This window comes from Amycolatopsis sp. NPDC004378 (assembly GCF_053602455.1).
In genome coordinates, this window is record NZ_JBSGDR010000013.1 from 1 (window position 1) to 25,750 (window position 25,750).

Sequence of the window (25,750 nt, forward strand, 5' to 3'; positions counted from 1 at the left end):
GATACTTCGACCTGCGAGACACCAGGACATCCTCCCTCCAGACCACTGTCTGGAATCAAGGTGTCCGGCCCCACGGGGCAACTCCACGTGATTGGCGGGGCATCACCGTGATGCCCTCCCAATCACGCGTGATGCCTCCCTGATCACGCGTGAAGCCTCTACTTGCCGGGGCGAGTGAGGCCGGCTTTGTCCGCTTTGAGGCTCAGGATGTTCTTGTCGGTGTCGGCCAGGGCCTTGGTGAACTGTGGTGACGGCGGGGTTGTCGACAAGTCGAGGAGGCGGATCGGGGCGTCGAGCTTGATGTACGTCGGGATGTACTCGGCCTTGTCGACCTTCCAGCGGTCGCCGTCGCGGACGAAGCGGAAGCGGGCCGCCGCACCTTCCTCCGTGTCGCCGCGCGGCTCGGAGTGGCGGGCGACGCTGTTGCCGAGCCCGTAGGCCACCCACTTGCCGCCGATCTTCTCGAACGGCTGGACCACGTGCGCGTGGTGCCCGACGATCAGGTCGACGTCGTCGGACGCCAGGATCTTCTTGGCCTGGGACCGCTGCTCGGCCGTCGGGTCGTGCTGGTACTCGACGCCCCAGTGCAGGCTCGCGATCACGACCTGCGCACCCGCCTCGCGTGCGCGACGAGCCGCCGCCAGGACGTCGCCGACGTCGATCTGGTTGGCCAGCCACGGCTTCCCGGCCGGGACCTTGATGCCGTTGAACCCGAAGGCGTACGACACCTGCGCGACCTTGACGCCGTGGACGTCGAGGATCAGCGGCTTCCCCGCTTCCGCAGCCGACCGCGCCGAGCCCGTGTGCTTGATCCCGACGTCGTCGAGCTTGTCCAGCGTGCGCGAGACGCCGTCCGCGCCTTGGTCGATCGTGTGGTTGGACGCCGTCGAGCAGGTGTCGTAGCCGGTGTCCTTGAGCGCGTCCGCGATCTCCGGCGGCGCGCTGAACGACGGGTACCCGCTGTACGGGCCGCCTTCCGGCGCCAGCGGCGTCTCGAGGTGGCAGATCCCGAGGTCGGCGCCGGAGATCAGCGGCTTGACCCCGGCGAGGAGCGGCCGGTAGTCGATCTTCCCGCCGCCGTCGGCCTCGGCTTGTTCGGTCAGGGCCGGGTGGATCAGGACGTCGCCGGTCGCGACGACGCTGAACGAGCCCTCCGGAGCGGCCGAGAAGGAAGGCGTCTCGGGGAACGGCGTCGGCGCCGGACCGGACTGCGGCGGGCTGCTGCACGCGGCCGCCAGGACGGCGACCCCGGCGAGCGCGGCGACGCGGTACTTCGTCATCGGTCCCCCTCCGGACGTGGTCCGGCCATCCTGCCATCCGGACGAACCCGGCAGGTACGGCGTCCCGATCAACACCAACTTCCACCACAGTCGACAACACCAATCAGAACATTCGCACAGGACAAAACCGGACAACGCGCAGGACAGGCCGGAAAAAATACGATAAATGACCGGCGAGCATGCCACGATGCAACTACGGAGAGTAGGTCTCGCTCCGCTAACTGCGCCTTGACGCTCCACGAACGGGTGTTTTGTAATACGAGTCACCCGGCGGTAACCCGCCAGCAACACTCGTCCCCGGCCCCCATGGGAGCACTCGATGTCCACATACCCGCACAGGTTGCGCACCTGGAGCGTTGTTGGTTGTTGTTTGATTTCCGGTGTCCTGATGGCTTCGTGCTCCTCCGGCAAGGACACCGCCGCCCCGCAGCAGCAGGCGCCCGCCAACGGCAAGATCACCCTGTACTACCTGCAGAAACAGGGCGACCAGCAGTACTTCGTCGAGCAGGCGCAGGGGGCGCAGGAGAAGGCGAAGGAGCTCGGCGTCGAGCTCAAGGTCGTCAACCTCGGCCAGGACGCCAACAAGGCGATCACCGAACTCGACGCCGCGGTCGCGCAGGGCGCGAACGGCGTCGCCATCGTCGTCCCGGACCAGGCCATCGGCCCGCAGGTGATCGACAAGGCCAAGAGCGCCGGCATCCCGCTCATCGCCTCGGACGACGTCATCAAGGACGGCACCGGCGCGAAGGCCCCCTTCGTCGGCTTCAACGGCAGCCAGATGGGCGACTCGGTCGGCACCGAGGCCGGGAAGCTCTTCAAGGCCGCCGGCTGGACCGCCGCGGACACGAAGATCATCAGCGCCTACAAGCAGGACCTGAGCGTCTGCACCGACCGCGTCAACGCCGCGAAGACGGCGTTCGCCAAGTCCGCGGGCGCGGACGTCCAGGTGATCGACGTCGGCACCGACAACTCCCCCGTCGACGCCCAGAACCGCTCCGGCGCGGTGATCGGCTCCAACCCGGGCGTCAAGCACTGGGTCGTGTGGGGCTGCAACGACGAGAACGAGACCGGTGTCGTGACGGCGCTGGCCAACTCCGGCGTGCAGGCGAACAACATCATCGGCGTCGGGCTCGGCGCCTACCTGGACTGCAAGGACTGGGCGGCCGGCAAGGACACCGGCAACAAGTCCGCGCTCTACATCTCCGGCGCCGAGGTCGGCCGCTCGGCGATCCAGGTGCTGGTGGACAAGGTGAAGAACGGCAAGGCACTGCCCGCGGAGACGATCGCGAAGACCACGATCGTCAACAAGGACAACTACAAGCAGGCCGGCGTCAACTGCACCTGACCGAACTCCCGGGCCCGGCACTTTCCCGGGAAGGTGCCGGGCCCGGGCCCCACCGCCGAAGGATCACCATGTCCAGCTCCGCTCCCGCGCTCGCCGTCGAGGGCATCGGCAAGCGCTTCTCCGGCGTCACCGCCCTCGACGACGTCTCGCTGGAGATCCGCTCCGGCGAAGTGCTCGCGCTGATGGGGGAAAACGGCGCCGGGAAGTCGACGCTCCTGCGCGTCCTCTCCGGTGACCAGGGTCCCGACGACGGGCGCCTGCTCCTCGACGGCACCGAGGTCGCGTTCGACACCCCACGCGCGGCGATGGCCGCCGGGGTCCGCGTGATCTACCAGGAACCCGAGATCATCCCGCACGTTTCGGTGGCGGAGAACGTCTTCGTCGGCGAACTGCCCGCGAAGGCGCGCCTCTTCAACCGCCGCACGCTCACGAAGGCGACGCACGACGCGCTCGTCGAGTACGGCTTCGAAGGTGTCCTCAACCCTTCGACGCTCGGCACCGCGCTGTCGCCAGCGCAGCGCCAGCTCGTCGAGATCCTGCGCGTGCTCACCGCGGCCGCGCCGCCGAAGGTGATCGCGTTCGACGAACCGACGTCGTCGCTGTCCGAGCACGAGGTCGAGGCGTTGTTCCGGTTGATCGGCCGGCTGCGCGACAGCGGCGTCGCGGTCGTCTACGTCTCGCACCGGATGAAGGAGATCTTCCAGCTCGCCGACCGCGTCGCGGTGCTGCGCGACGGCAAGCTCGTCGGCGTCCAGCAGGTCTCGGAGACCGACGAGCCCGGCCTGGTGCGGATGATGATCGGCCGTGACCTGTCGGCGCTCGAGCGCCGCGTCACGCAGGACACCGGCGACGTCGTCCTCAAGCTGACCGACGTCACGACCGACGACGTGCACGACATCTCGCTGCAGGTCCGCGCGGGCGAAGTCGTCTGCCTCGCCGGGCTGGTCGGCGCCGGACGCTCGGAGCTGGCCCGCGCGATCGTCGGCGACCTGCCGATCCGGTCCGGGACCGTCGAACTCGACGGGAAGCGGCTTCGCGCGCACAACCCGGGTGACGCCGTGAAGGCCGGGATCGGCTTCGCGCCCGAAGAGCGCAAGACGGACGCGTTGCTCATGCAGCGGTCTGTACGCGACAACGTCTCTATCGCCGTTCTCGACCGCCTTCGCCGCTTTCGCGTCGTGAAGCGCGCGAAGGAACGCGCGCTCGTCGAGGAGTACGTACGCGAGCTTCGCGTGCGTACGCCGTCGATGGAGCAGGAAGTCCGGAAGCTGTCGGGGGGCAACCAGCAGAAGGCCGTCCTCGCGCGCTGGCTCGCGCGGCGGCCGAAGCTGCTGATCCTCGACGAGCCCACCCGCGGTGTCGACGTCGGCGCGAAGGCCGAGATCTACCGGATCATCGACGGCCTCGCCGCGGAAGGCATCGCGCTGCTGGTCATCTCCTCCGACCTGCCCGAGGTGCTGACGCTCGCCGACCGCATCCTCGTGATGCGCGCCGGGCGGCTGGCCGGCGAGCTCGGCCGCGACGAAGCGACCGAGGAAGCCGTGCTGACCCTCGCCATCCCCGAAACCGAACCAGCCGTGGAAGAAGCCCAGGAGATCGGCGCATGAGTGAGCTTGCGAACGAATCACATGTCACAGGAGTAGCCGCGCCGCGCGCCGGCGAGGTCGGCGCATGAGTACCCCCACGAAGGAAACGACGGCCCCCGCCGCGCCGGCCCAGCCGAGCGCCGCGCGCCGCGTGCTCACCGGCATCGGCGTGCAGAACTCGAGCCTGATCATCACGCTGATCGCGTTGATCGTCCTGCTGAGCATCCTGAACGACAACTTCCTGCGCACCAACAACCTGCTGCTGATCGGCAGCGCGATCACCATCATGGGGCTGCTGGCCCTGGTCCAGACGCTGGTGATCATCCTGGGCGCGCTGGACATCTCGGTCGGCTCGATGGCCGGGCTCGCGTCCGTCGTCTCGGCGATGGTGTTCACCTCGACCGGCAACGCCGAGGTCGGCATCCTCGCCGCGATCGGCATCGGCATCGTCTGCGGCCTGATCAACGGCATGATCATCATCTTCGGCCGGGTCAACCCGGTGGTCGCGACGCTGGCCATGCTCGCCACCTACAAGGGGGTCGCGCAGGTCATCTCGGACGGCAAGTCGCAGGGCTACACCGGCGGCGACGACCTGTTCATCTTCCTGGCCAAGGGATCCGTGCTCGGGCTGCCCTCGCTGGTGTGGGTGTTCCTGATCGTCGCGGCGCTGCTGCACTTCCTGCTGAAGTACACCGACATCGGCCGCAACGTCTACGCGATCGGCGGCAACGACACGGCCGCGCGGCTGGCCGGCATCAACATCAACCGGTACATCATCGGCGTCTACGCCCTCGCCGGCGTGGTCGCGGCGGTCGCGGGCATCCTGATCACCGCGCGCACCGGCTCGGGCCAGCCGGTTTCCGGGTCGGAAGGCCTGGAGCTGCAGGCCGTCACCGGTGCCGCGCTCGGCGGCACGATGCTCAAGGGCGGCCGCGGTTCGATCATTTCGACCGTGCTCGCGGTGATCATCCTGGGCGTGCTCGACAACGGCATGTCCGGCCTGGGCATCAACCCCTTCTGGCAGAACGTCGCGCACGGCGCCCTGCTCGTGATCGCGGTCGTGCTGCAGCAGCTGCGCAGCGGGGAGCGCCGCGTCGGCCTGCCCGAGTAGCGGTGCGGAACCTCCACGCGCGCATCGTCGACGAACTGGGCAGGCTCATCGTCGAAGGCGTCCTCGGGGACGGGCAGCCGCTCGTCCCCGAGGAGCTCGGCCGCCGGTTCTCCGCGTCCCGCACGGTGGTCCGCGAGGCGTTGCGCGTGCTCGAGTCCAAGGGGATGGTCACCGCGCGCCCGCGGGTCGGCACCTGGACGTTGCCGCCCGAGGCGTGGGACGCGATCGACCCGGACGTCATCGCCTGGCGCGTCGGCGGTCCCGGTGGCCGCGAGCACCTGCGCGAGCTGCTGGAGCTGCGGCTGGCCATCGAGCCGCAGGCGGCGCGGATGGCGGCGCGGCACCGGCGTCCCGACGAGCTTTCGGCGATGGCGGCGGCCTACACGCAGATGGCCGACGCCGAAGACACCGCGGCCTTCATGGCCGCCGATGCGCAGTTCCACGCCGCGCTGGTCCGCGCTTCGGGGAACACGTTGATCGCGCAGCTGCAGGTGCCGGTGGTGGCGGCGCTGCGGGCGCAGGGCGAACCGGCGGACACGCTCGTCGCGCATTCCCGGGTGCTGACGCTGGTGCTGGCGAAGAACGCCGACGGCGCCGAGTCCGCGTGCCGCCGGCTGCTGGAAACCGTTGCGGCGTACCGGTGATCGGTACCTTGACACGGTTACCGGGACGCGCTTCACTCGCTGCGACCCACCCGCCGCCATGACGTGCTGAGGAGGACGCTTCCATGCGTTTCCCGGGTATTCGTGGCATCGGCGTGCTCGCGGCCGCGGCGGTGGCAGGCAGCCTGTTCACCGCTCCGGTGGCGGCGGCATCGGCGGCCTGCCCGATCACCGGCCAGATGGTCGCCGCGGGCAACTACTGGGTGACCAACGGGACGAACCTCGACGCCCCGGACTGGCAGAACGCGACGTTCCACGTCGGCAACCTCGCGCTGGTCCGGACCACCGGCCAGTCGAACCACAAGACGCTGCCGTGGGCGCAGGCCAACGGCTACCAGCTGCCGCTCGACCCGAAGCGGCCGTTCTTCCCGGACAACCAGGCCGCCGGCGAGGCGTACCTGGACCTGTACACCTACTTCCACCCGGAGATCTCCCTCGACTCGATCCGCACGCGCATCAAGGACGAGGTCGCTTCGGTGCAGGCGGGGCACCGGGACTACTGGAACTACGTCGACGCGCTGAACATGGCGATGCCTTCGTTCGCGCGGATGAGCGCGATCGACCACGATCCGTCCTATTTGGACGCGATGGATCAGCTGTTCCGGTCGTCGGAACACAAGCTGTTCAACGAGCGCACCGGCCTGTGGTACCGCGACGCGCGATTCACCGGCTCGGGGGTGTTCTGGTCGCGCGGCAACGGCTGGGCGCTGGCCGCGGTGACGAAGGTCCTGCAGGTCCTCCCGGCGAACGACCCGCGTCGCCCGGAATACCTGCGGGTGTTCAAGAAGATGGCCGCCACGCTGGCCGCGACGCAACGCCGTGACGGCTTCTGGAACTCGGACCTGCTGAACCCGTGGGACCACGGCGGCCCGGAGACGAGCGGCACGGCGTTCTTCACCTTCGGCATCGGCTGGGGCATCACCGCGGGCATCCTCGACGCGGCGCGGTACCGCCCGGTGGTGGACAAGGCCTGGACGGCGTTGTCGACGAAGTCGTTGCAGGCGTCCGGCCTGGTCGGCTACGTCCAGCCGGTCGGCGACCGCCCGGCGACGGCGCGCGCCACCGACACGGCGGCCTACGGCGTCGGCGCGTTCCTCATCGCGGGCCAGGAAGTGGCCAAGCTGCAGGGCTGCTCGGCCGAGTAGTCATCGTTCAGCGGAGGCAGTCGCCGGGATCGCCGCGGGTCAGGGCCGGGTCGGTCTGCGGGAAGGTGCGGGCCACGCCGGGGCCGGACGTGCGGTGCTCGAACCGGACCGTGACCCGGCCGTGGCCCGCGCCCTGGACCCAGCCCGTGCCGAACTCCGCATGGACCACGTCGTCGCCCTGGCGCCACTCCGAAGGGGCGGCGACGGGTGCCGGCGCCGCGGAGACGACTGTCGACGGTGACGGCGTTGAAGGGGCCGCGAGGGTGAACAAAGCGTCCTGGTGGGGCACGGAAAGGCCGCTGAACGCGACCCCCGCCAGCCGGATGCCGCCGAACTCCGCCGGGTCCAGCAGCAGCCGCTCGGCCGTCGCGGACAGCTCCGCCAGGTCGTCCGTCGGGGCCGAGATCGTCTCCGAACGGGTCACCGTGTGCATGTCCGTGTGGCGCAGCTTGATCACCACCGTGCGCGCCACGCGCTCGGCCTTCAGGAGCCGTTTGTGCGCCCCCACCGCGATCCGGCGGACTTCCGCGCGCAGCGTGGGCAGGTCGATGATGTCCGAGTCGAACGTCGTTTCCGCGCTGACCTGCTTCGTCTCGCCGCGGTCGGCCACCGGGCGGTCGTCGAAGCCGGTCGCCAGGCGGCGCAGGTCGCGGCCGACCACGCCGCCGAGCGTCGCCACCGCGTCCTGTTCGGACAGTGCCGCGAGCTGCCCGAGCGTCTGGACGCCGATGAACCGCAGCTTCCCCTCGGCCACCGGCCCGATCCCCCACAGGGCGCGCACCGGCAGCGGCGCCAGGAACTCGCGCTCGGTGCCCTGCGGGACCACCAGCAGTCCGTCCGGTTTGGCTTCGTCCGACGCGATCTTCGCGATTTGCTTGCCGTTGCCCGCGCCGATCGACGCCACCAGGCCCGTCTCCGCGCGGATCCGGGCCCGCAGCGAGGCGCAAAACTCCGTGACGTCGTCGAAAGAAGCGCCGACGAGCGAAGGTGGCTCGGCGAAGGCCTCGTCGAGGGAGATCTTCTCCAGCAGCGGCGCCACCGCCGTGACGACGGCGAAGACCTCCTGGCTCAGCCGTTCGTAGACGCGGAACCGCGGCGGCACGATCACGCCGTTGGCCGGCAGCAGCCGTCGCGCCTGGGCCATCGGCATGGCCGACTTGATCCCGAACGCGCGCGACTCGTAACTCGCCCCCGCGACGACGCCGCGGGGCCCCAGCCCGCCGACGAGCACCGGGCGCCCGGCCAGCGTCGGGCGGGTGAGCTGCTCGGCCGACGCGTAGAAGGCGTCCAGGTCGAGGTGGATCACCCAGCGAGCCACGTCAGTCGCCGCCGGTGGCGTCCAGCAGCTGGTGCAGCGCCTTGGTGTAGCTCTCGAACGCCGCGCGCCCGGCGGCGGTCAGCCGGACCAGCGTCACGGGCGTGCGGTGCTCGTAGGCCTTGGTGATCTCGACGTACTCGGCGTCCTCGAGCTTGCGCAGGTGCGTCGAGAGGTTGCCGGCCGTCATGTCGAGGAGCTGCTGCAGCCGCGGGAAGGTGATCTGGTCGCCGGCGTGCAGGCCGGCGAGCGCGACCGTCACGCGCAGCCGCGCCTGGGCGTGGATGACCGGGTCGAGCTGCGGCAGTTCGCTCATCGGCGCTTCTCGCGGACGAAGTACACGATCGCCGCGAGCAGGAACCCGCCCCCGCCGCAGAGCGTCAGCACCAGGAAGTTCACCGGGAAGCCGACCAGCACGCTCAGCGCCGAGGACACGATCATCCACGCGCCGAGGCCGTACATCAGCTTGTCCTGCCAGAGCATGCCGCCCGCGAGGTACATGACGCCGGTGAGCAGCAGCCAGGTGCCCGACCACAGCAGCGACACCTGGTCGGAGTCCAGCGCGGCGAAGTCCGTGATCCGGATGTCGATCACGGAGAGCCCGATCGCGGAGAGGGCCCAGCTGTAGCCGTACATCGCGCCGGCGGTCCGCGACGGGCCGCGGATGCCCCGGCCGGCCCGCGCGCTGACGAACGCGGTGTAGCCCATCGCGGCGAGGAACAGCACGGTGACGAGCACCCCGCAGATCCAGCCGGGCACGCTCGAGGTCTGCGTCGCGAAGTAGGTGAAACCCCAGCCGAGCAGCCAGGCGAGGGCCCACGCCGCGAGCATGCGCGCGGGGCCCCCGCCCAGTTCCCGGCGGTTGCGCCGGTTCTGCTGGGCGATCAGGTTCAGCGACTCCTCCGCCGACATCGGCTCGTCGTCCACCCGTCCCGCCCTTCGTCCGCGCAGACCCCTCAGTACTGCACGGAGGTTAACAAGCATTCACAGCCTGGCCGTGTCCAGCCGGAACCGGCGGACCACGATCAGGGCGGGCACGACCAGCCAGCCGGCCAGCACGAGCACCGCGACCCAGGTCCCGGAGGCGTGGGTCAACGGGTCGATGCCGACGCGGCGCAGCCAGTAGGTCGGGACGAAGTGCGCCAGCGCCGTCATCCAGCCGGGCAGGAACTCGAGCGGGATCCACAGGCCGCCGAGCATGCCGAGCGGCATCATCAGCGCACCGGTCACCGCGCCGACCGTGTCGCCCTTGCCGAACAGGCCGATCGCCAGGCCGAGCACGGCGAACGGCAGGGTGGCCGCCCACAGGTAGACCAGCAGCCGGCCCCAGTCGGCCAGGCCGAGCTGCTCGCCGCGCAGGAAGCCGACGAGGAAGATGACCAAGAGCACCGGCAGGGCGACGGCCATCGCCGAGGCGACCTTCACCGCCAGGTAGCCGGGGCCGCGCATTGGCGTGAGGCGGATCTGGCGCTGCCAGCCGTCCGTGCGTTCCTGGGCCACGCGGGTGCCGGTGAACAGGGCACCGCCGCTGGCGCCGTACGCCGCCATGGTGATCATCGTCTGGGTGCTCGAGTGCAGGCCGTTGTCCAGGAGGGTGTCGCCGAAGATGGACCCGAACAGCAGGTACATCGCCGTCGGCATGCCGATGGTGAAGATCGTGAACTGCGGGCTCCGGACGATCCGCTTGATCTCCAGGCTCAGGTAGGTCGTGTTCACGCGGCCGCCTCCTCGGCAGTCAGCGCCAGGAAGGCTTCTTCGAGGCCCAGCGCGGTGATTTCGATGTCGGCGGCCTGCGGGTACGCGGCCAGGAGAGCGCGGATCGCGGCGTCGGAGTCGGCGCACGCCAGCTCGGCGCGGCCGGCGCGCAGCTGCACGCTCGTGACGCCCGGCAGGCCCAGCAGGCCGGCTTCGGCCGCGCCGGGCACGGCGGCCTTGAGGACCCGCCCGGACACCGCGGCGCGGACCTCGGCGACCGGGCCGTCGGCGACGACGGCGCCGTGGCGCATCAGCACCACGCGGTCGGCGTAGTCCTCGGCCTCGGCGAGGTAGTGCGTCGCGAAGAGGACGGTCCGGCCCGTGCCGGCGTACTCGCGGATGGCCGCCCAGAAGGCGCGCCGCCCGTCGACGTCCATCGCGGCGGTCGGCTCGTCCAGCACGAGCAGCCGCGGGTCGCCGGCCAGGGCGAGCGCGAACCGGACGCGTTGCCGTTCGCCGCCGGAAAGCTTGCCGCAGCGGCGCTTCACGAGGTTCTCGAGCCCGGCCCGGGCGATCACCTCCTTCGCCGGCAGCGGCTTCACGTGCGTCGAGACGACCAGGTCGACGATCTCGCCGACCGTGACGTCCCCCAGCAGCGCGCCGTTCTGCATCATCGCGCCGACGAGCCCCCGGTCGACGGCTCCGCGCGGGGTGCCGCCCGCGACGGTGACCTCCCCCGCGTCGGGCTTGGTCAGGCCGAGCAGCATGTCGACGGTGGTCGACTTGCCCGCGCCGTTCGGCCCGAGCAGCGCGACGACCTCGCCGCGCGCGACCTCGACGGACACGCCGTCGACCGCCGTGACCCGGCCGAACCGCTTGGTCAGGCCCTGGAGCGCGAACGCCGGTCCCCCAGTCATGGCGTCCTCCTTTCGTGGACTTTGCGTTTCAAACTTGACCCGCACTTTGTAACACAAAGTCCGCGCGAGTACAAAGCCCACGGTGTCGGAGAGCGCAAAAGACGGGGTGCCGGGCTCTGGGCCCGACACCCCGTCGTGCAGGGTTTACGCAGGTCAGCCGGTGAACCGCCCGGCGACGAGACCCTGGGTGGCACTCACGTCGGCCTTCGCCGCCGTCGGCGCCGGGGGCGTCGGCTGGGGCAGCGGGACGCACTCGACGTCGGCCGTGCGACCCGGCTTGCGGGCCGGGAGCGCGCCCGTCGCCAGGTAGTCGGCGATCTTGCTGTCGACGCACGCGTTGCCGCGCGGGGTGATCGCGTGACTGGTGCCGCCCGGCTCCGCGATCAGGGAAGCACCCGGGAAGCGGCTGCGGACCTCGAGGCTGCCCGGGAACGGCGTCGCCGCGTCGAGGGTCTCGTCGATCATCAGGACGCTCTGGACGCCCTTGCCGTCGACCTTGGTCGGCTTGCCGGCCTTCGCGGGCCAGTACAGGCAGGGCGCGTTGAACCAGGCGTTCTGCCAGGTGAAGTACGGCGCCTTCGCGAACGTCTTCCAGTTGTCGCGCTTCCACTGCTCCCAGCTCTGCGGCCACTGGACGTCGGTGCACTGGACGGCCAGGTAGACCGCGTAGCCGTTGTCGTCACCGCGGCCGCCGAAGGCCTCGAAGAGCGACTTCCAGTTCTGCCAGTCACCCTTGTTCACGAACCGCGACAGCGCGTCCCCGAGCAGCGTCCACCGCAGCTGGTAGTACGACGCCTGCTGGATGACGTCGAGGATCTCGTCCGGGCCGATCACGCCACCCGCCGGGGTGAACTGGGTCTTGAGCAGCTGTTCGTTGACCACGCGCTGCACGGCGGCCTGCGTCTTGCCGAGGTGGTAGACGTCGTCGTGCTGGGCGAGCCAGCCGAACCAGATGAGGATGTTCTGGTCGAACGCGACGTCCTGGTTCAGGTTGTCGCCGTACCAGACGCCCCGCGGGTCGACGGTCGAGTCGAGCACCATCCGGCGCACGTTCTGCGGGAACAGCGTGCCGTAGACCTGGCCGAGGTAGGTGCCGTAGGAGTAGCCGTAGAAGTTCAGCTGCTTCTGGCCGAGCGCCTGCCGGATGGAGTCCATGTCCTTGACCGTGTCGGTCGTCTTCATGTTCTCCAGCAGGGCCTTCGGGTTGTTCTTCGCGCACGCTTCGGCGTAGCCCTTCGACCGGTCGAGCCAGGTCTTCTCCAGCTGCGGCGTGAACGGCACGTACTGCGGCCGGTCGTAGTCCATGTAGTTCGGGTCGCAGCTCAGCGCGGGCTTGCTGGCGCCGACACCGCGCGGGTCGAAACCGATCCAGTCGTAGGCGTCGCCGGCGTGGTTCGGCACGCGGGGCCCGCGGGTGGCGAGCAGCAGGCCGGAGCCGCCGGGCCCGCCCGGGTTGGTCAGCATGACACCCTGGTACTGCGCGTCGGCGACCTTGTGCTTGACGCGGTCGACGGCGAGCTGGATCTGCGCGCCGTGCGGTTTCGAGTAGTCGAGCGGAACCCCCAGGAACCCGCATTCGGCGCCCGCGGCGACGAGCGTGGGATCGGTACACGGCCCCCAGGCGATCGTCCCGGCTGCCGGCGCGGGCGCCGCGGACGCGGCCGGCGCGGCCACGAGCGCGGACGCCACGGCGGCAGCGGCCACCGCGGCGAGAACGGCACGTCTCACTGTTCTTCTCCCTTGTTGGCTGCGACTTCGAGCGGATGAACCCTATGCCCGGCACCGGTCCGCGGGAACGGCAAACGCCCGGTGCCCTACTAAAGGCGGAAATCGGATGCACCCGGCTCGCCGGTGCGGTGTCTCCGTCGCCGCGGCTGCTGTGGAGTCCTTTGTGGAGTGCGAGTGGTCCGGGCCTTCACGGCCGGCTAGCCATGGCGCCGGACGAAGGCCTCGATCAGCTGCTGGCGCTCCGCCGTGGTCGCGCGCTCGAGTTCCACCGTGTCGCCGTCGATCGTCACCTTGATCTTGTGCTTGCCCGCCTGGCGGCCCAGCCACTCCTTCAGCGTCTCCACCAGTCCCGGGAACACCCCGCCCGCCGCGCTGAACGCCACCAGCAGCGAGCCCACCGTCACCGGGTCCGCCGCCTTCGCGCCCGCCGGGGCTTCGGCCGGCAGCGCGCGGAGGTCGACGTTCAGCTCGCCCAGCTCGGCGCGCAGCCGGCGGGCGAGCCGGTCGAACTCCTCCGCGTCCGACTCGTCGTCCAGCTCCAGCCGCACCAGGGCGCGCCGTTCGGTCATGCGCGCCATGGTCCGCCCCGCGCCACCCGGCGGCAAGGTCTGATCGGGCAGCGTCAGGCGCGGATTTCGTTGAGGTAGTTGTAGATCGTGTAGCGCGTGACGTCGAGGCGCCCGGCCAGGTGGTCGACCGCGTCCTTGATGAGGAAATAACCGGCTTCGTCGAGTTCCCGCACCACCGCCGCCTTGTGCCGTTTCTTCATCAGGTCCACCGGGATCCCGGCTTTCGCGACCGCGCGGTCGACGAGGAACCGTTGCAGGCTGTCGACGTCCGGTGGGAAAGTCTCCGGCTCGCCGTTGCCGCCGGACGAAGCGGACGCGTCGACGCTGTTGACGCACAGGCAGCCCACCGCGACCCCGTCGGCGTCCCGCAGGAACAGCGTCGACGAGCGGATCGGACGGCCGTCCGGGCCGTGCGTGCGGTAGTTCGTCAGGTCCTGGGTGGTGCCGCGCCGGACCAGGCCGAGCAGCAGGTCGGTCATCGGGCCACCGACGCTGCGGCCGGTCAGGTCGCCCGCGATGGCGACGATCGAGTCCGGCAGCCGGCTCAGGTCGTGCAGCAGGACTTCGTTGCCCGGCCCGAGCATCGCCGCGAGCCCCGGGATCGCCGGCACCAGGGCGGTGAGCACCTCGTGCGTCGTCGCCCCGGCGGCCGGGACGACCAGCGGTTCCCGCGGTTTCGTCAGCGTCTCCAGCGCTTGCCGGAGCAGGTCCGCCGCGGCCACCGGGGTCGACGCGTGCGGCGAGAGCCGGACGTGCTCGGGCCGCACGGTCGCCGCGATCCCCGCGTTCGCCAGCGCCGCCCCCACCTGTTCGGCGGGGTGGCCGGGCAAGGTGAACGCCAGGATGCCCGCGCGGCGGTCGACCGCCGAGACGACTTCGGCGCCGCAGGACGCCAAAACCTCTTCGAAGGCGCCCAGCCGCTCGGCGATCCGCGCCGCGATGGCACCGACGCCGGCGTCCTCGACGAGTTCGAGGGCCTCGGCGAACGCGCCGGACGTGATCGGGCTGAGGTTCGAGATCGACCAGGCCTGGGCGGTGTCGTCCGGCGGGTGGATCTCATCGTCGAACAGGCCGGGGTCGCGCGCGCCGGTCCAGCCGGACAGCACGGGGTCCATCCGCTCCAGCGCGCGGTCGGACAGCACCGCGAAGCCGGTCCCCCAGCCCGCGCGCAGCCACTTCTGCCCGCCGACGACCAGGACGTCGGCGACTTCCCAGGGCTCTTCGACGACGCCGAAGCCCTGGATCCCGTCGACGACCAGGAGCCGGTCGCCGACGGCTTCGCGCAGGGCGGCGAGGTCGGCGCGGTAGCCGGTGCGGAAGTCGACCGCGCTGACGCTCACCGTGGTGATCTCCGGCGTCAACGCCGCCGCCAGCCGCTCGGGCGTGACATAACCGCCGGTCAGCCGGTGCACCCGCAGCCGCCCGGCCTGCTCGGCGCGGGCCCACGGGTAGGTGTTGGCGGGGAACTCGGCCGCCGACACGAGCACGTCGCCGGAGCTGTTGAACGCGGCCTGGAACAGCCCGAGACTCGTGTGCGGCAGCAGCACCGTGTGGTCGGTGTCCGAGCCGGACAGCCGCGCGGCCGCCGCCTTGGCGCGGACCTCCTGCCGCATCAGCTCGTCCACAGTGGACGGACCGGCGGTGGTGGCCTGGTCGAGCAGCGCGGCCGTCGTGTCGAGCACCGCGTGCGACGGCGGGCCGAACCGGGCGAAGTCGAGGTAGCCGGCGGGCTCGTCGAACTGGAGCAGGTACCGGGGCGAAATCCGCGTCACGCGAGGATCCTCGCCAGGAACTGCCGGGTGCGCTCGTGCTTCGGCGCGCTCAGCACTTCCGAGGGCGGCCCCGTCTCGACGACCGCGCCGTCGGCCAGGAACACCACCTCGTCGGCGGCCTCCGCGGCGAAGCTCATCTCGTGCGTCACGACGACCATCGTCATCCCCTCCCCCGCCAACGTACTCATCACCTCGAGGACCTCCCCGACCAGCTCCGGGTCCAGCGCCGACGTCGGCTCGTCGAACAGCATCAGCTTCGGCTTCATCGCCAGCGACCGCGCGATCGCCACGCGCTGCTGCTGCCCGCCCGAGAGCTGGGCCGGGTAGGCGTCGGCGCGGTGCGCCAGCCCCACTCGATCCAAGAGTTCGAGCCCCTGTTTCCGGGCGTCGTCCGGCTTCCGCCCGAGCACCCGGATCGGGCCCTCGACGACGTTCTCCAGTGCCGTCCGGTGCGCGAACAGGTTGAACCGCTGGAACACCATGCCGATGTCCCGCCGTTGGCGCGCGACGTCGCGTTCGCGCAGTTCGTACAGCTTCCCGCCGCGCTGCCGGAAGCCGATCGGTTCGCCGTCGACCCAGATCTGGCCCGCGTCGATGGTCTCGAGGTGGTTGATGCAGCGCAGGAAGGTGCTCTTCCCGGCGCCGGACGGCCCGAGCAGGCAGACGACCTGTCCCTTGCGGACGTCCAGGTCGATGCCGCCGAGGACTTCGGTGTGGCCGTAGGACTTCCGGACGCCGACGGCGCGCAGCAGTGGCTCAGACACGGGCACTCCTCACCAGCGGCACGCCGCGCAACGCCTTGCCCGCGCGGGCGAGCGGACCGCGGTCGGCCTGGCCGAACGCGCGTTCCAGGTAGTGCTGGCCGACGCCGGCGACGGTCACGACGACCATGTACCAGACGGCCGCGGCCAGCAGCGTCTCCATCACCAGCAGGTTGTTGGACGAGATGTTGTTGGCCGCGTGGATCAGCTCGGTCACGCCGATCACCGACGCCATCGACGTGCCCTTGAGCATGTTGATGAAGTCGTTGCCGGTCGGCGGGATGATCACGCGCATGGCCTGCGGCAGCACGACCCGGCGCAGCGTCGCGGCCGGGGTCATGCCGATCGACTTCGCCGCTTCGGTCTGTCCACTGTCGACACTGTTGAGCCCCGCTCGGACGATCTCTGCCATGTACGCGCTTTCGTTGAGCGCCAGGCCGAGGAACGCCGCGGTGAACGCGCTGATCAGCACGTTCGTCTGCTCGTTCACCAGGAACGGGATGTGGATCACCGGGAAGACGAGCGCGAGGTTGTACCAGAGCAGGATCTGCAGCAGCACGGGCAGGCCGCGGAAGATCCAGATGTAGCCGGCGGCGAACCACCGCGCGACGGGGTTGGCGCTGCGGCGCAGCAGGGCGATCACGATGCCCAGGACGATCGCGACCGCCTGGGACAGCACCGCCAGCAAAACGGTGTTGAGCAGGCCGGTCGCCATCACCTTGAAGAAGACGAAGTCCGGGACCTGGCTCCACTCGATCTGCGCGTTGCCGAGGGCGACGCCCAGCAGCACGAGCAGCGCGAGGATGACGACGGCGGCGACCCAGCGACCCCAGTGGCGGAGCCGGACGATCGGGAGCGGTTCAGGACCCGCCATTGACCACGGCCTCCTTGATCGCACCCTGTTCGACGCCCCAGGCCTGCAGGATCTTGCCGTAGGTGCCGTCCGCGATGAGGGCCTGCAGGGCCTTCTGGACGGCGTCGCGCAACGGCGTGTTCTGCTTGTTGACCCCGATGCCGTACGGCCCGCCCTCGATCGGCTCGCCCGGCACGACCTCGAAGAACTTGCCGTCGCCGGCGGTCCGCGAGATGTAGACGGCGCTGGGCAGGTCGTTGAGGATCGCGGCGACGCGGCCGGTGCGCAGCTGGTTCTGGTTCTGGTTGTCGCTGTCGGTCGCGGTGACGGTCAGCGCGGGCTTGCCGGCCTGCGTGCACTTCGCGCTCTGCGCTTCGGCGAACTTCTGGTGGCTGGTGCCCTGCACGACGGCGACGTTCTTGCCGCAGAGGGTGTCCGGGCCGGTGATGCCGTCGGGGTTGCCCTTGCGGATCATGATCGTGATGCCCGAGGTGAAGTAGTCGACGAAGTCGATCTGGGCCTGGCGCGCCTTGGTGTCGTTCATGCCGGCCATGGTCAGGTCGATGCGGCCGGACTGGAGGCTGGTGATCAGCGAGCCGAACGCCATGTCCTGGTGGGCGACGGGGACGCCGAGCTTGGCGGCGATCGCCTTGGCGAGGTCGACCTCGTAGCCGATCGGGGTCTTGCCGTCGGCGGCGTAGAAGTTGTTGGGCGCGGACTGCAGGTTGGACGCCAGGTGCAGGCCCGCCTGCTTGACGTTCGCCGGCAGGGCGGCGTTGAGCTGGGCGTCCTTCTGCACGCCCTGGACGATCGCCGCGGTGTCCGGGATGCCGGACGCGGGCGCGCCGGCCGCCTGTGACGTCCCGCCCGCGCCGTCCGGACCGCCACCACAGGCCGTCACCAGGACGGCCAGGCTCGCGAGCAAACCCGCCTGCACGGCGCGTGAACGGGACATAACGGACCTCCACTGTTCGGCTGGCCGGAACGGTACAACTCGTTGTTGAAGAGGTCAACTGGCTGTTGAAATCTTGTTCGGTGCTAGCTTGCGCGCATGAGCCTGCGGATCGGCATCCTCGGGGCGGCTCGCATCGCCCCCGCTGCCCTGGTCAAGCCCGCTTCTTCGAACGCCGAGGTCGAGGTCGTCGCGGTCGCGGCCCGCGCGCTCGACCGGGCGCAAGCGTTTGCGACCCGGTATCGCATCCCCCGCGTCCACGCCGGCTACGAAGCCCTGCTCGAAGACCCGGAAGTCGACGCCGTCTACAACCCGCTCCCCAACGGCCTGCACGGCCGCTGGACGCGGGCGGCCCTGGCGGCCGGCAAGCACGTCCTGTGCGAGAAGCCGTTCACGGCGAACGCGGCCGAAGCACGCGAGATCGCCGACCTCGCGGCGGCGTCCGACCGCGTCGTGATGGAGGCGTTCCACTACCGCTACCACCCGTTGGCCCTGCGGGTGGAGGAAATCGTGGCCTCGGGCGAGCTGGGCACGCTGCAGCGCGTCGAGACGGCGTTGTGCTTCCCGCTGCCGATGTTCTCCGACATCCGCTACAACTACGAACTCGCGGGCGGCGCGACGATGGACGCGGGCTGCTACGCGGTCCACATGGCACGCACCTTCGGCGGCGGCGAGACGCCTTCGGTGGTCGCGGCCACGGCGAAGCTGCGAGACCCGCGAGTCGACCGCGCGATGACGGCCGAGCTGCGGTTCCCGTCGGGCCACACCGGGCGGATCGAGTGCTCGATGTGGTCGTCGACGCTGCTGAAGATCAGCGCCAAGGTGGTCGGCTCGCGCGGCTCGATCCGGATCGTGAACCCGGTGGCCCCGCAGGCGTTCCACCGCGTGCGCGTCGAGGTGGACGGCGCCCGCCGCGCGGAGCGTTTCCCGCGCCGCGCGTCGTACTCCTACCAGCTGGACGCGTTCGCGGCGGCCGTCCTGCGCGGCGAGCCGGTCAAGACCTCGGCGGCCGACGCGGTCGAGACGATGACCGTGATCGACGAGATCTACCGCGCCGCGGGACTGCCGCCGCGAGAGCCGTCCTAGGCGGCCACGTAGTTGCCGCTCAGGATGAGCAGGACCTGGACCGTGATGCCCGTTCCGTAGTAGTCCGTCGCGTCCGGGGACCACGTCGAGACCGCCGTCCACAGCTTGTCCAGCCAGGCCTGGCTGCCCGGGTCCGTCATCGCCGCCACCGCGAACGGGGCGGTGAAGCACGGGTGCCGGCCGCTTTCGGTCTTCGAGCCCGACAGCGAGTAACCGCCCTGGATCTTCGCCGGGTCGCCGCCCGTCGCGGACTTGATCCAGGTGTTCATCTTGCGGACCTGCGCGGCCGCGGCGCTGCCGGAGAACGAGATCGCGTCCGCGCCCAGGCGCCACGGGTCACGGCAGGCGTTCCAGCTGTACTTGCCGTCGTTCGGGCCCTCGAGGAAGTTCGACGGCGCCGGCTTCGGCGTCGAATTCGTGGTGACCACGAAGTCCGGCAGCAGGCCCGTGTTCGGCGCGTACGACGACTGCAGCCGGCTCACCGCCGTCTCCGAGCGGGTCCGGACCTGGTCCCAGAAGCCGTCGCCGGTCGCCGCGGCGAAGGCGCGCAGGTGGCCCGGCATCCAGTCCGAGGACCGCGAGCTGTTCTCGTACTCCGCGTCGTTGCCCCAGTCGCCGAGCAGGGTGAACTTCGTGCTGCCGTTGACCTCGGACTTCTTGATCGCGGTGATGATCCGGACGGCTTCGGCCTTGTAGTTCACCGAGCCCGTGCTGCCCCACTTCTTGTCCGCGACCAGCAGGCCGTAGGCGATTTCGAGGTCGCCGTCGGTGGCGGAGTCGCTGCCGTTGACGCTCTTGCAGTTCGAGTCCTGCTCGGCCGCGTGCAGGTCCTTGTCGTTGACCGACGGGTGCGCCTTGACGAACTTGAGGATCCCGTCGACGATCGCACGGGCCTGCGGGTCCTTGTCGGCCATCATCGCCGAGATCGTCATGCCGTAACCCTCGCCCTCGGCGACGAAGGCGTGGTCGGCGTCCTTGGACAGCACGGCGTAGGTGCCGCTGCCGCACTTGGTGGTGAGGAAGTTCTTCTTCCAGAAGTCGTAGTACTTCTGGAGGGCCTGGTCCTGCGCCGCTTGCGAGACGGACGGGCGCAGGGTTCCCGGCACGTAGGGCGTTCCGGCCGCGGACGCGGTCGCCGGCACGCTCAGCAGCCCGGCGGCGAGCGCGGCCGAAGCCACCACCGCCCGGACGATTCTCTTCATCGGTCCTCCGTAAAGACAGACATCGTGGGCTGCGGCGACGACGGCGAACCCGAGCGTGACAGAAAGTTCAAGACGAGGTCAAGACTGTTAAGAAACTTTCCTTACAATTACCGTGAGTGGTTTCACCCCTGCACCGCCGCCCGGACGGACTAGCGTGAGCCGCATGGAGATCGACCGCGGCGCGGACTTCCGCGCCTTCTGGACCGAACGGCACCTGGCCACCCTGACGACGGTCCGGCCGGACGGCACCCCGCACGTCGTCGCGGTCGGGGTGACCGTCGACTTCGAGACCGGGATCGCCCGGGTCATCACGCGCGACGGCTCGGTGAAGGCCCGGCTGGCCCGCAAGGCGGGCGCCGACGGTCTCCCGGCCGCGGTCTGCCAGGTCGACGGCCGCACGTGGTCCACTTTGGAGGGCCGGGTCGTCCTGCGCGACGACCCGGAGTCGGTGCGGGACGCGGAAACCCGCTACGCCGCGCGCTACCGCCGGCCCAAGCCGAACCCGCAGCGGGTGGTCCTGGAGATCACCATCGCCCGGATCCTCGGCAACGCCTGACCCCTCACGAGGCGCGGGAGTGCACCAGCCGCGTGTATTCGGCCAGCAGCGTCGCCAGCTCGCTGTGCTCCCCCGCCGACGCCAGCTGCTGGTGGCCGACCAGCATCGCCATGCCCAGGGACGTCAGGGTCCGCGCGAGGTCGCCGTCGCCGACGATGCCCTTCACCGCCTTGCCGACCGTCCGCAGCCGCGCCGAGTCGACGCGCTTCTGGGCGGCCCGCACGGTTTCGTCGTTCGCCGCCCACGCCCGGATCGCCGCCTCGGCCTGGTGCGGCAGCCCGAGTGTCAGGTCCATCAGCGCGGCGAAGTCCGCCGACGGGCCGCCCGTGCCGAAGTTCCGCTCGCGCAGGATGAGCACCTGCCGGTTCTCCCAGTGCTCCAGGAGCTGGTCGACGAACCCGGGCCAGCCCCCGAAGTGGTGGTAGAACGACCCGCTCGTGACGCCGAGGGCGCGGCAGAGCCGGCCGACGTTGAGCTCGGTGAACCCGTGCTCCGCCAGCACGTCCAGCGCGGCCTCGAAGTACGCCCGCCGCGTGACCGGGGGCATCAGACGTTCCGGTCCCGGTCCCGCCAGTACGGCTCGCGCAGCGAACGCTTGAGGATCTTGCCGGTCGCGTTGCGCGGCAACGCCTGCACCACGTCGACGCTGCGCGGGCACTTGTAGTGGGCCAGGCGCTCCCGGCAGAACTCGACGATCTTGTCGGCGTCGAGCTGTTCACCGGCGACGACGGCCTTGACCTGTTCGCCCCAGCGGTCGTCCGGTACGCCGATCACGGCCACCTCGGTGACCCCGGGGAACTCGGCGACCACCCGCTCGACCTCCGGCGAGTAGACGTTCTCGCCCCCGGTGATGATCATGTCCTTGACGCGGTCCTGGAGGAACAGGAAACCGCCGTCGTCGAGGGTGCCGACGTCGCCGGTGCGCACCCAGCCGTCCACTATGGTCTCCGCGGTGGCTTCGGGGTTGCCGAGGTAGCCCGCCATCCGCTGTTCGGTGCGGATCCAGACCTCGCCGACCTCGGTGTCCTCGCGCGTGACCAGGTCGACGATCCGGATGTCCACACCGGACAGTGCGGTGCCCGCGGACGCCAGCCGTTCCGGACGCGAGGCGTCGCGGTGGGCTTCCGGGTCGAGCGCGGTGACCGCGCCGGACAGCTCGGTCATGCCGTAGACCTGCGCGAACCGGACGTCCGGCCAGGCCGCCAGTACCGTGCGCAGCAGGGGAAGCGGCATCGGCGACGCGCCGTAGCAGAGGTACTTCAGGCGGGAGAACGCCTTGAGCGCGGCCTCACCGGCCTGCGCGATCCCGGCGACCACGGCGGGCACCAGGAAGGCGTGCGTGATCCCCGCCTGCAGCGCGGCGAACAGCGAAGCCGCGTCCGGCTCGCGCGTCAGGTAGGACGGTTCGCCGTAGAGGAACCCGGAAACCGCGTAGCAGCTGCCGCCGACGTGGAACAGCGGCATCGCGACGAGGTTGACGTCGCCCGGCCCGATCGGGAACGCGGTGCCCGCGGCCATGCCGTGGGAAAGCACGCTGTGGTGCGTCAGCACCGCGCCCTTCGGGAACCCGGTGGTGCCGCTGGTGTACATGATCAGGACGCCGTCGTCCTCGTCGAGGTCCGGCGCCCGGTAGGGCTCGCCGGCGGCCAGGAAGTCCTCGTACTCGTCGAGGACCACCACGCGCTCGAGGGCCGGCAGCCGGTCGCGGATCGCGTCGAGCACGGGCAGGCATTCGCTGCCGGCGAACACGACCTTCGCGCCCGAATCGTCGAGGACGTAGGCGAGTTCGTCGCCGGAGAGCCGCCAGTTAACGACCGCGTTGGCCGCGCCGATCCCGCCCGCCGCGAAGGTCGTCTCCAGGCACGCGGGGTGGTTCTTGTCGACGAACGCGACGCGGTCGCCCTTGCCCACGCCCGCGGCGGCGAGCGCGCCCGAAAGCCTGCGGACCCGCTCGTCGAACTCGGTCCAGGTCCAGGACCGGTCGCCGAAGATCAGCGCGGTGTCGCCGGGGCGTTCACGCGCCCAGTGCGCCAGGAGGTCGCCGAACAGCCGGACGCGGGGGCGGACGTCTTCGGGCATGGGCGTTCCCTTTCGGACCGGCGCTGGACCATAGACCGGTCTATGGTGCGTCGCGGTCGCCCGTCCGTCAACCGGGTGACTCAGGCGAACAGGGCAAGCAGACCTTCGGCCGAGCGCACGACGACGTGCGCTGCCGCGCGCTCCGCGTGCGGGCGGTCCGGCCGTTCCGCCTCGTGGCGCCAGCGCCGCAGCGCGTCCAGGCCCGCGTCGTAGATGTCGCCCGGGTCCGCGTCCGGGTCCAGGCCGAGGCGGTCGGCCGGGGCCGTGCCCTGGGCACCCAGCAGCCGGATCGCCTCCTCCGCGGGCTCGCCCGAGAGCGCCGTGCGGCCACCGGTGATGTCCGCGATCAGGCGCAGCTCCCGGAAGTCGTGCGCCGCGGCCGCGAACCGCTCCACCCGGGACACCAGCCGGTCGCCGCCCGGGCGGGGCTGCGCCGCCAGCAGGGCCTCGAGCCGGATGATCGCCGTGCGGGCCTTCAACGCCTCGGCCCGCGCGACGAAACACCCCGCGAGGGTGTCCCGCAGCTCGCCGAGACCGCTGCGGCGGACCAGTTCCGCCGACAGCTTGACGCGGTCGTCGCAGCCGGTACGGATCAGCGTCAGCGCGAGCCGGACGCCGAACATCCCGAAGCGCACCACCAGCGAGCGCCGGGTGTCCACGGTGATCGGTCCGGGGAACGCCGGGTCGGTGAACGAATCCACCGACAGCACGTGCCGTTCCAGCTCTTCGCGCGGCACCGCGGCGAACGCCGCCAGGAGGTCGAACTCGTCGTCGCGCAACGACCGCCCGCCGTACGCGAGCTGCCCCGCCACGGCGATGACCCCCAGGAACCCCGTGCACAGCGGGTCTTCCCGCCACGCCCGGCGCGCCAGCTGCTTCGCGTTGAGCAACGCGTCGATCCGGCCCGCGCCGACCTCGTCGGCCCGCGACAGCACGAGCACCGAGTTGACCGCGCTCTGCTTCGCGAACGGCGAGCCACCCGGCGGGTGCGCCGCCGCGAGCTCGTCCGGTTCGAGGTGGCGCACCAGCCGCACGGTCGCGTCCGGGAAGTCATCGGCCGGGCCGGGGTCGTCCAGCAGGACGAGGTCGCGCAGCGCCCGCGTCGGCCACTCCCCCAGCGCCGCGGCGAGCGTCGTCTTCCCCGACGACGGCGCCCCCGTGAAGGCGACGCGCAGCGGCTGCTCGAGCCGGTGCAGGCAGTCCTGCAGGAGCGCCGAAGCACGCGGGTCGTCGCGGTAGAGCCCGGCCGCGGCGTGCAGCAGGTCGCGAACGTCCTGTGTCACGCCGAAAGCTCCCGCCGCTGCCGCCCGGCGATCGTGCCGAGCTCGCCCGCGCGCTGGTGCAGGGCGGCCAGGCGGTCGATCTCCCGGCGGATGTGCCCGGTGCGCCGCTCCCGCTCCGCCGTGCCGGCCATGATCGTCTCGCGTTCGCGCGTCAGCTCGTCCGCGAGATCCTCGGCCAGCGCGGTGAAGTGGTCACGCAGCCGGCGCTGCACCACGCGGATCGCGTCCCGGCTTTCCTTGCTGAAGCGCAGGAAGACGTCGTCGACGTGCCGCTGCGCCGCCATCTTGGCGACCGCCTGCCGCCGCTGCAGCCGCATCCCGCCCTCGTCGCGGATCGTCTTCACCGCGAACGCCGCGCCGGCACTGATCGAAACCGGGTTGATCAGCGGCAGGCCCAGCCAGGGCAGGCTGGTGACCAGGCCGAACATCAGCACGCCACCGTACGAGCCGCGCAGCCCGGTGAAGGCCTGCTGGCCGATCTTGAACTTCTCGATCTTGGGCCGCCGGACGTCGTCGAGGGATTCGACACCCGAGCCGTCGAGGGGCAGTTCGGGCAGGGCGCGGTCGTACTGGGCGCCGAAGCACGCCGCGACCGCCTGCGCGGTCCACTGCGCCCGCTCGGTCAGCCACGCGTAGTTCGTTTCGACCGCGTCGGCGAGCGCGCCGTCCAGCCACGGCGCGAACTCGTCCCACACCTTCGCCGGGTCGCCCTCGTCGAAGGTCTGGTCGATCGTGTTCACGATCTTGCGGGTCCGCTCGCGCAGGTCGTACTCGACGTCGCCCATCAGGTCGGTGATCTCGTCGGAAAGCAGGTTCTGCCACCGGGTGTTCTGCCGCCGCAGGTCGTCGGCCCGGCGTTGCGCGCGCTGCAGCTGCGCCGCCTGGCCGAGCCCGGCGTCCTGGGCCGCGGTGTCGATGCGGTCGCGGAGCGACTCGACGAGCTCCGCCGCGGCGGCACGGATCCCGACGGCGGCGAGCAGCGCGCGGGACTGCTCCGGCGGACGCGCGGCCTGCTCGGCGATCCAGGTGAGCAGATCCGGGAACCCGGACCGGGCGTTGAGATCCGCGTCACCCGCCTTCGCCGCGGCTTGGCGGACCACGGCCGAAACGGGCAGCACGGGCGCGTCGATCCCGGCCTCGGCGAGCATCCCGCGGTTGCGTTCGGCGACCGCGCGCCAGCCGGGCGAAGCGTCGATCTTGGTCAGCGCCAGCAGGACGTGCGGGCACCAGGTGCGGACGTGCCGGGCCAGCGCGAGCTCGGCCGCGCTGAGCGGCGCGGTCGCGTCGGAGACGAGGATCACGGCGTCCGCCTCGGCGAGCAGGTCGAGCGCCGCGGCCGTGCGCGGCGAGCGCGGGTCGCCGACCGGCGGGGTGTCCACGAGGACGAGCCCGGCCGAAAGGAGCTCCCGGGGCACGCCGACCTCGACGCGGCTGAGCGTGCCGGGCGGCCGGTTGCCGAGCTCGCCGGTGAGCCGGTCGACCGCGACGGGGATCCGTTCGCGGGAGCGGCCGACCAGGGTGGCGGCGGGTTCGGCGGCGTAGCCGATTTCGGTGGGGACTTCGGGGGTCGCGGCGTCGCCGACCGCGCACACGGGCGCGTTCAGGACGGCGTTGAGCAGGTATCCCTTGCCCTGTTTGGGGAAGCCGAGGACGCCGAGCCGGATCTGGCCGGCGGGGGCGTCACGGCGTCTGCGGAGGCGCTCGGCGAGATCGGCGCGGCCGTGGGTGCGGCACGCGTCCAGCGTCTCGTTGAGCACTTCGAGCCAAGCCGGTGCGGTCACGGGGGACGAGTGTCCCCGGTTTGCTCCGGGTGCGCACACCGGGTGCCCGTTCCGCGGCTGCACCCAGACCGC

General features: G+C 70.9%; 24 protein-coding genes. 7 read left to right on the plus strand and 17 right to left on the minus strand.

Annotated elements, in window-relative coordinates; genetic code table 11:
* Positions 1-158 precede the first annotated feature (158 nt).
* Entirely contained in the window at positions 159-1,280 is a 1,122-nt protein-coding gene (locus ACWEN0_RS31235; protein WP_451981556.1) for a CapA family protein, read from the minus strand.
* A gap of 370 nt (positions 1,281-1,650) precedes the next feature.
* On the opposite strand from ACWEN0_RS31235, the gene ACWEN0_RS31240 reads away from it, so the two are divergent.
* The 5 genes from ACWEN0_RS31240 (at position 1,651) to ACWEN0_RS31260 (ending at position 7,129) form a co-directional block, all read left to right on the plus strand.
* Positions 1,651-2,625, plus strand: coding sequence for a substrate-binding domain-containing protein (locus ACWEN0_RS31240; protein WP_451981559.1), 975 nt, complete (start codon positions 1,651-1,653; stop codon positions 2,623-2,625).
* Positions 2,626-2,693: 68 nt separating this feature from the next.
* A complete protein-coding gene (locus ACWEN0_RS31245) occupies positions 2,694-4,232 on the plus strand; it encodes a sugar ABC transporter ATP-binding protein (RefSeq protein ID WP_451981562.1) in 1,539 nt (512 codons plus the stop codon).
* 64 nt (positions 4,233-4,296) lie between these two features.
* Positions 4,297-5,322, plus strand: a complete 1,026-nt coding sequence (locus ACWEN0_RS31250) for an ABC transporter permease (protein WP_451981565.1) — start codon at positions 4,297-4,299, stop codon at positions 5,320-5,322.
* Positions 5,323-5,324: 2 nt separating this feature from the next.
* Positions 5,325-5,966, plus strand: coding sequence for a FadR/GntR family transcriptional regulator (locus ACWEN0_RS31255; protein ID WP_451981568.1), 642 nt, complete (start codon positions 5,325-5,327; stop codon positions 5,964-5,966).
* 83 nt (positions 5,967-6,049) lie between these two features.
* Positions 6,050-7,129 (plus strand): glycoside hydrolase family 88 protein, encoded by a 1,080-nt coding sequence (locus ACWEN0_RS31260; RefSeq protein WP_451981571.1) that lies wholly within the window; start codon positions 6,050-6,052, stop codon positions 7,127-7,129.
* Between the two features lie 7 nt (positions 7,130-7,136).
* Here the strand turns inward: ACWEN0_RS31260 and ACWEN0_RS31265 are convergent, their stop codons facing one another.
* The 11 genes from ACWEN0_RS31265 to ACWEN0_RS31315 all read right to left on the minus strand — a co-directional run bounded on the left by ACWEN0_RS31265 (position 7,137) and on the right by ACWEN0_RS31315 (position 17,694).
* Positions 7,137-8,447 carry a DNA polymerase IV gene (locus tag ACWEN0_RS31265; protein WP_451981574.1) on the minus strand — a complete coding sequence of 437 codons (1,311 nt, stop codon included), beginning with the start codon at positions 8,445-8,447 and terminating at the stop codon, positions 7,137-7,139.
* A gap of 1 nt (position 8,448) precedes the next feature.
* Complete coding sequence (locus ACWEN0_RS31270; protein WP_086671694.1) at positions 8,449-8,760, minus strand: transcriptional regulator; 312 nt, start codon at positions 8,758-8,760, stop codon at positions 8,449-8,451.
* Entirely contained in the window at positions 8,757-9,371 is a 615-nt protein-coding gene (locus ACWEN0_RS31275; protein ID WP_451981577.1) for a hypothetical protein, read from the minus strand. Before ACWEN0_RS31275 ends, ACWEN0_RS31270 begins: the two co-directional genes overlap by 4 nt.
* Positions 9,372-9,428: 57 nt before the next feature.
* Positions 9,429-10,160, minus strand: coding sequence for an ABC transporter permease (locus tag ACWEN0_RS31280; RefSeq protein WP_451981580.1), 732 nt, complete (start codon positions 10,158-10,160; stop codon positions 9,429-9,431).
* Positions 10,157-11,056, minus strand: a complete 900-nt coding sequence (locus tag ACWEN0_RS31285; protein ID WP_451981582.1) for an ABC transporter ATP-binding protein — start codon at positions 11,054-11,056, stop codon at positions 10,157-10,159. The genes ACWEN0_RS31280 and ACWEN0_RS31285 overlap by 4 nt, the downstream gene beginning before the upstream one ends.
* 153 nt (positions 11,057-11,209) lie before the next feature.
* Positions 11,210-12,784, minus strand: a complete 1,575-nt coding sequence (locus ACWEN0_RS31290) for an alpha/beta hydrolase (RefSeq protein WP_451981585.1) — start codon at positions 12,782-12,784, stop codon at positions 11,210-11,212.
* Positions 12,785-12,981: 197 nt separating this feature from the next.
* Entirely contained in the window at positions 12,982-13,353 is a 372-nt protein-coding gene (locus ACWEN0_RS31295) for an effector-associated constant component EACC1 (protein ID WP_451981588.1), read from the minus strand.
* Between the two features lie 53 nt (positions 13,354-13,406).
* Positions 13,407-15,125 carry an aminotransferase class V-fold PLP-dependent enzyme gene (locus ACWEN0_RS31300; RefSeq protein ID WP_451981591.1) on the minus strand — a complete coding sequence of 573 codons (1,719 nt, stop codon included), beginning with the start codon at positions 15,123-15,125 and terminating at the stop codon, positions 13,407-13,409.
* The gene (locus ACWEN0_RS31305) at positions 15,122-15,889 is read right to left on the minus strand and encodes an amino acid ABC transporter ATP-binding protein (protein WP_451981594.1); all 768 of its coding nucleotides are present in this window, start codon (positions 15,887-15,889) and stop codon (positions 15,122-15,124) included. Before ACWEN0_RS31305 ends, ACWEN0_RS31300 begins: the two co-directional genes overlap by 4 nt.
* Complete coding sequence (locus tag ACWEN0_RS31310; protein WP_451981597.1) at positions 15,882-16,760, minus strand: amino acid ABC transporter permease; 879 nt, start codon at positions 16,758-16,760, stop codon at positions 15,882-15,884. Before ACWEN0_RS31310 ends, ACWEN0_RS31305 begins: the two co-directional genes overlap by 8 nt.
* Entirely contained in the window at positions 16,747-17,694 is a 948-nt protein-coding gene (locus ACWEN0_RS31315; protein WP_451981600.1) for an ABC transporter substrate-binding protein, read from the minus strand. Before ACWEN0_RS31315 ends, ACWEN0_RS31310 begins: the two co-directional genes overlap by 14 nt.
* 96 nt (positions 17,695-17,790) lie before the next feature.
* Here ACWEN0_RS31315 and ACWEN0_RS31320 point away from each other — a divergent pair, with 96 nt between their 5' ends.
* Positions 17,791-18,777 (plus strand): Gfo/Idh/MocA family protein, encoded by a 987-nt coding sequence (locus ACWEN0_RS31320; RefSeq protein ID WP_451981603.1) that lies wholly within the window; start codon positions 17,791-17,793, stop codon positions 18,775-18,777.
* On the opposite strand, the gene ACWEN0_RS31325 is transcribed toward ACWEN0_RS31320, so the two are convergent.
* Positions 18,774-19,979, minus strand: a complete 1,206-nt coding sequence (locus tag ACWEN0_RS31325) for a glycosyl hydrolase family 8 (RefSeq protein WP_451981606.1) — start codon at positions 19,977-19,979, stop codon at positions 18,774-18,776. The genes ACWEN0_RS31320 and ACWEN0_RS31325 overlap by 4 nt on opposite strands.
* Before the next feature lie 163 nt (positions 19,980-20,142).
* Between ACWEN0_RS31325 and ACWEN0_RS31330 the strand changes: the two genes are divergently transcribed.
* Complete coding sequence (locus tag ACWEN0_RS31330) at positions 20,143-20,535, plus strand: TIGR03618 family F420-dependent PPOX class oxidoreductase (protein ID WP_451981609.1); 393 nt, start codon at positions 20,143-20,145, stop codon at positions 20,533-20,535.
* A 4-nt stretch (positions 20,536-20,539) separates the two neighbouring features.
* On the opposite strand, the gene ACWEN0_RS31335 is transcribed toward ACWEN0_RS31330, so the two are convergent.
* From ACWEN0_RS31335 to ACWEN0_RS31350, 4 genes are all read right to left on the minus strand, one after another.
* A complete protein-coding gene (locus ACWEN0_RS31335) occupies positions 20,540-21,082 on the minus strand; it encodes a TetR/AcrR family transcriptional regulator (protein ID WP_451981612.1) in 543 nt (180 codons plus the stop codon).
* Entirely contained in the window at positions 21,082-22,614 is a 1,533-nt protein-coding gene (locus ACWEN0_RS31340; protein WP_451981615.1) for an acyl-CoA synthetase, read from the minus strand. The genes ACWEN0_RS31335 and ACWEN0_RS31340 overlap by 1 nt, the downstream gene beginning before the upstream one ends.
* A gap of 80 nt (positions 22,615-22,694) precedes the next feature.
* On the minus strand, positions 22,695-23,897 hold the full coding sequence (locus ACWEN0_RS31345) for a GTPase (protein ID WP_451981618.1): 1,203 nt from the start codon (positions 23,895-23,897) through the stop codon (positions 22,695-22,697).
* A complete protein-coding gene (locus ACWEN0_RS31350; RefSeq protein WP_451981621.1) occupies positions 23,894-25,678 on the minus strand; it encodes a dynamin family protein in 1,785 nt (594 codons plus the stop codon). The genes ACWEN0_RS31345 and ACWEN0_RS31350 overlap by 4 nt, the downstream gene beginning before the upstream one ends.
* Between the last annotated feature and the right edge of the window lie 72 nt (positions 25,679-25,750).

Excerpts from the sequence above, each read along its gene's own strand:
- ACWEN0_RS31320 (WP_451981603.1), top strand. The coding sequence starts at position 17,791 with ATGAGCCTGCGGATCGGCATCCTCGGGGCGGCTCGCATCGCCCCCGCT.
- ACWEN0_RS31295 (WP_451981588.1), bottom strand. The coding sequence starts at position 13,353 with ATGACCGAACGGCGCGCCCTGGTGCGGCTGGAGCTGGACGACGAGTCG.
- ACWEN0_RS31310 (WP_451981597.1), bottom strand. The coding sequence starts at position 16,760 with ATGGCGGGTCCTGAACCGCTCCCGATCGTCCGGCTCCGCCACTGGGGT.
- ACWEN0_RS31285 (WP_451981582.1), bottom strand. The coding sequence starts at position 11,056 with ATGACTGGGGGACCGGCGTTCGCGCTCCAGGGCCTGACCAAGCGGTTC.
- ACWEN0_RS31245 (WP_451981562.1), top strand. The coding sequence starts at position 2,694 with ATGTCCAGCTCCGCTCCCGCGCTCGCCGTCGAGGGCATCGGCAAGCGC.
- ACWEN0_RS31340 (WP_451981615.1), bottom strand. The coding sequence starts at position 22,614 with ATGCCCGAAGACGTCCGCCCCCGCGTCCGGCTGTTCGGCGACCTCCTG.
- ACWEN0_RS31335 (WP_451981612.1), bottom strand. The coding sequence starts at position 21,082 with ATGCCCCCGGTCACGCGGCGGGCGTACTTCGAGGCCGCGCTGGACGTG.
- ACWEN0_RS31260 (WP_451981571.1), top strand. The coding sequence starts at position 6,050 with ATGCGTTTCCCGGGTATTCGTGGCATCGGCGTGCTCGCGGCCGCGGCG.
- ACWEN0_RS31325 (WP_451981606.1), bottom strand. The coding sequence starts at position 19,979 with ATGAAGAGAATCGTCCGGGCGGTGGTGGCTTCGGCCGCGCTCGCCGCC.
- ACWEN0_RS31235 (WP_451981556.1), bottom strand. The coding sequence starts at position 1,280 with ATGACGAAGTACCGCGTCGCCGCGCTCGCCGGGGTCGCCGTCCTGGCG.
- ACWEN0_RS31330 (WP_451981609.1), top strand. The coding sequence starts at position 20,143 with ATGGAGATCGACCGCGGCGCGGACTTCCGCGCCTTCTGGACCGAACGG.
- ACWEN0_RS31315 (WP_451981600.1), bottom strand. The coding sequence starts at position 17,694 with ATGTCCCGTTCACGCGCCGTGCAGGCGGGTTTGCTCGCGAGCCTGGCC.
- ACWEN0_RS31270 (WP_086671694.1), bottom strand. The coding sequence starts at position 8,760 with ATGAGCGAACTGCCGCAGCTCGACCCGGTCATCCACGCCCAGGCGCGG.
- ACWEN0_RS31250 (WP_451981565.1), top strand. The coding sequence starts at position 4,297 with ATGAGTACCCCCACGAAGGAAACGACGGCCCCCGCCGCGCCGGCCCAG.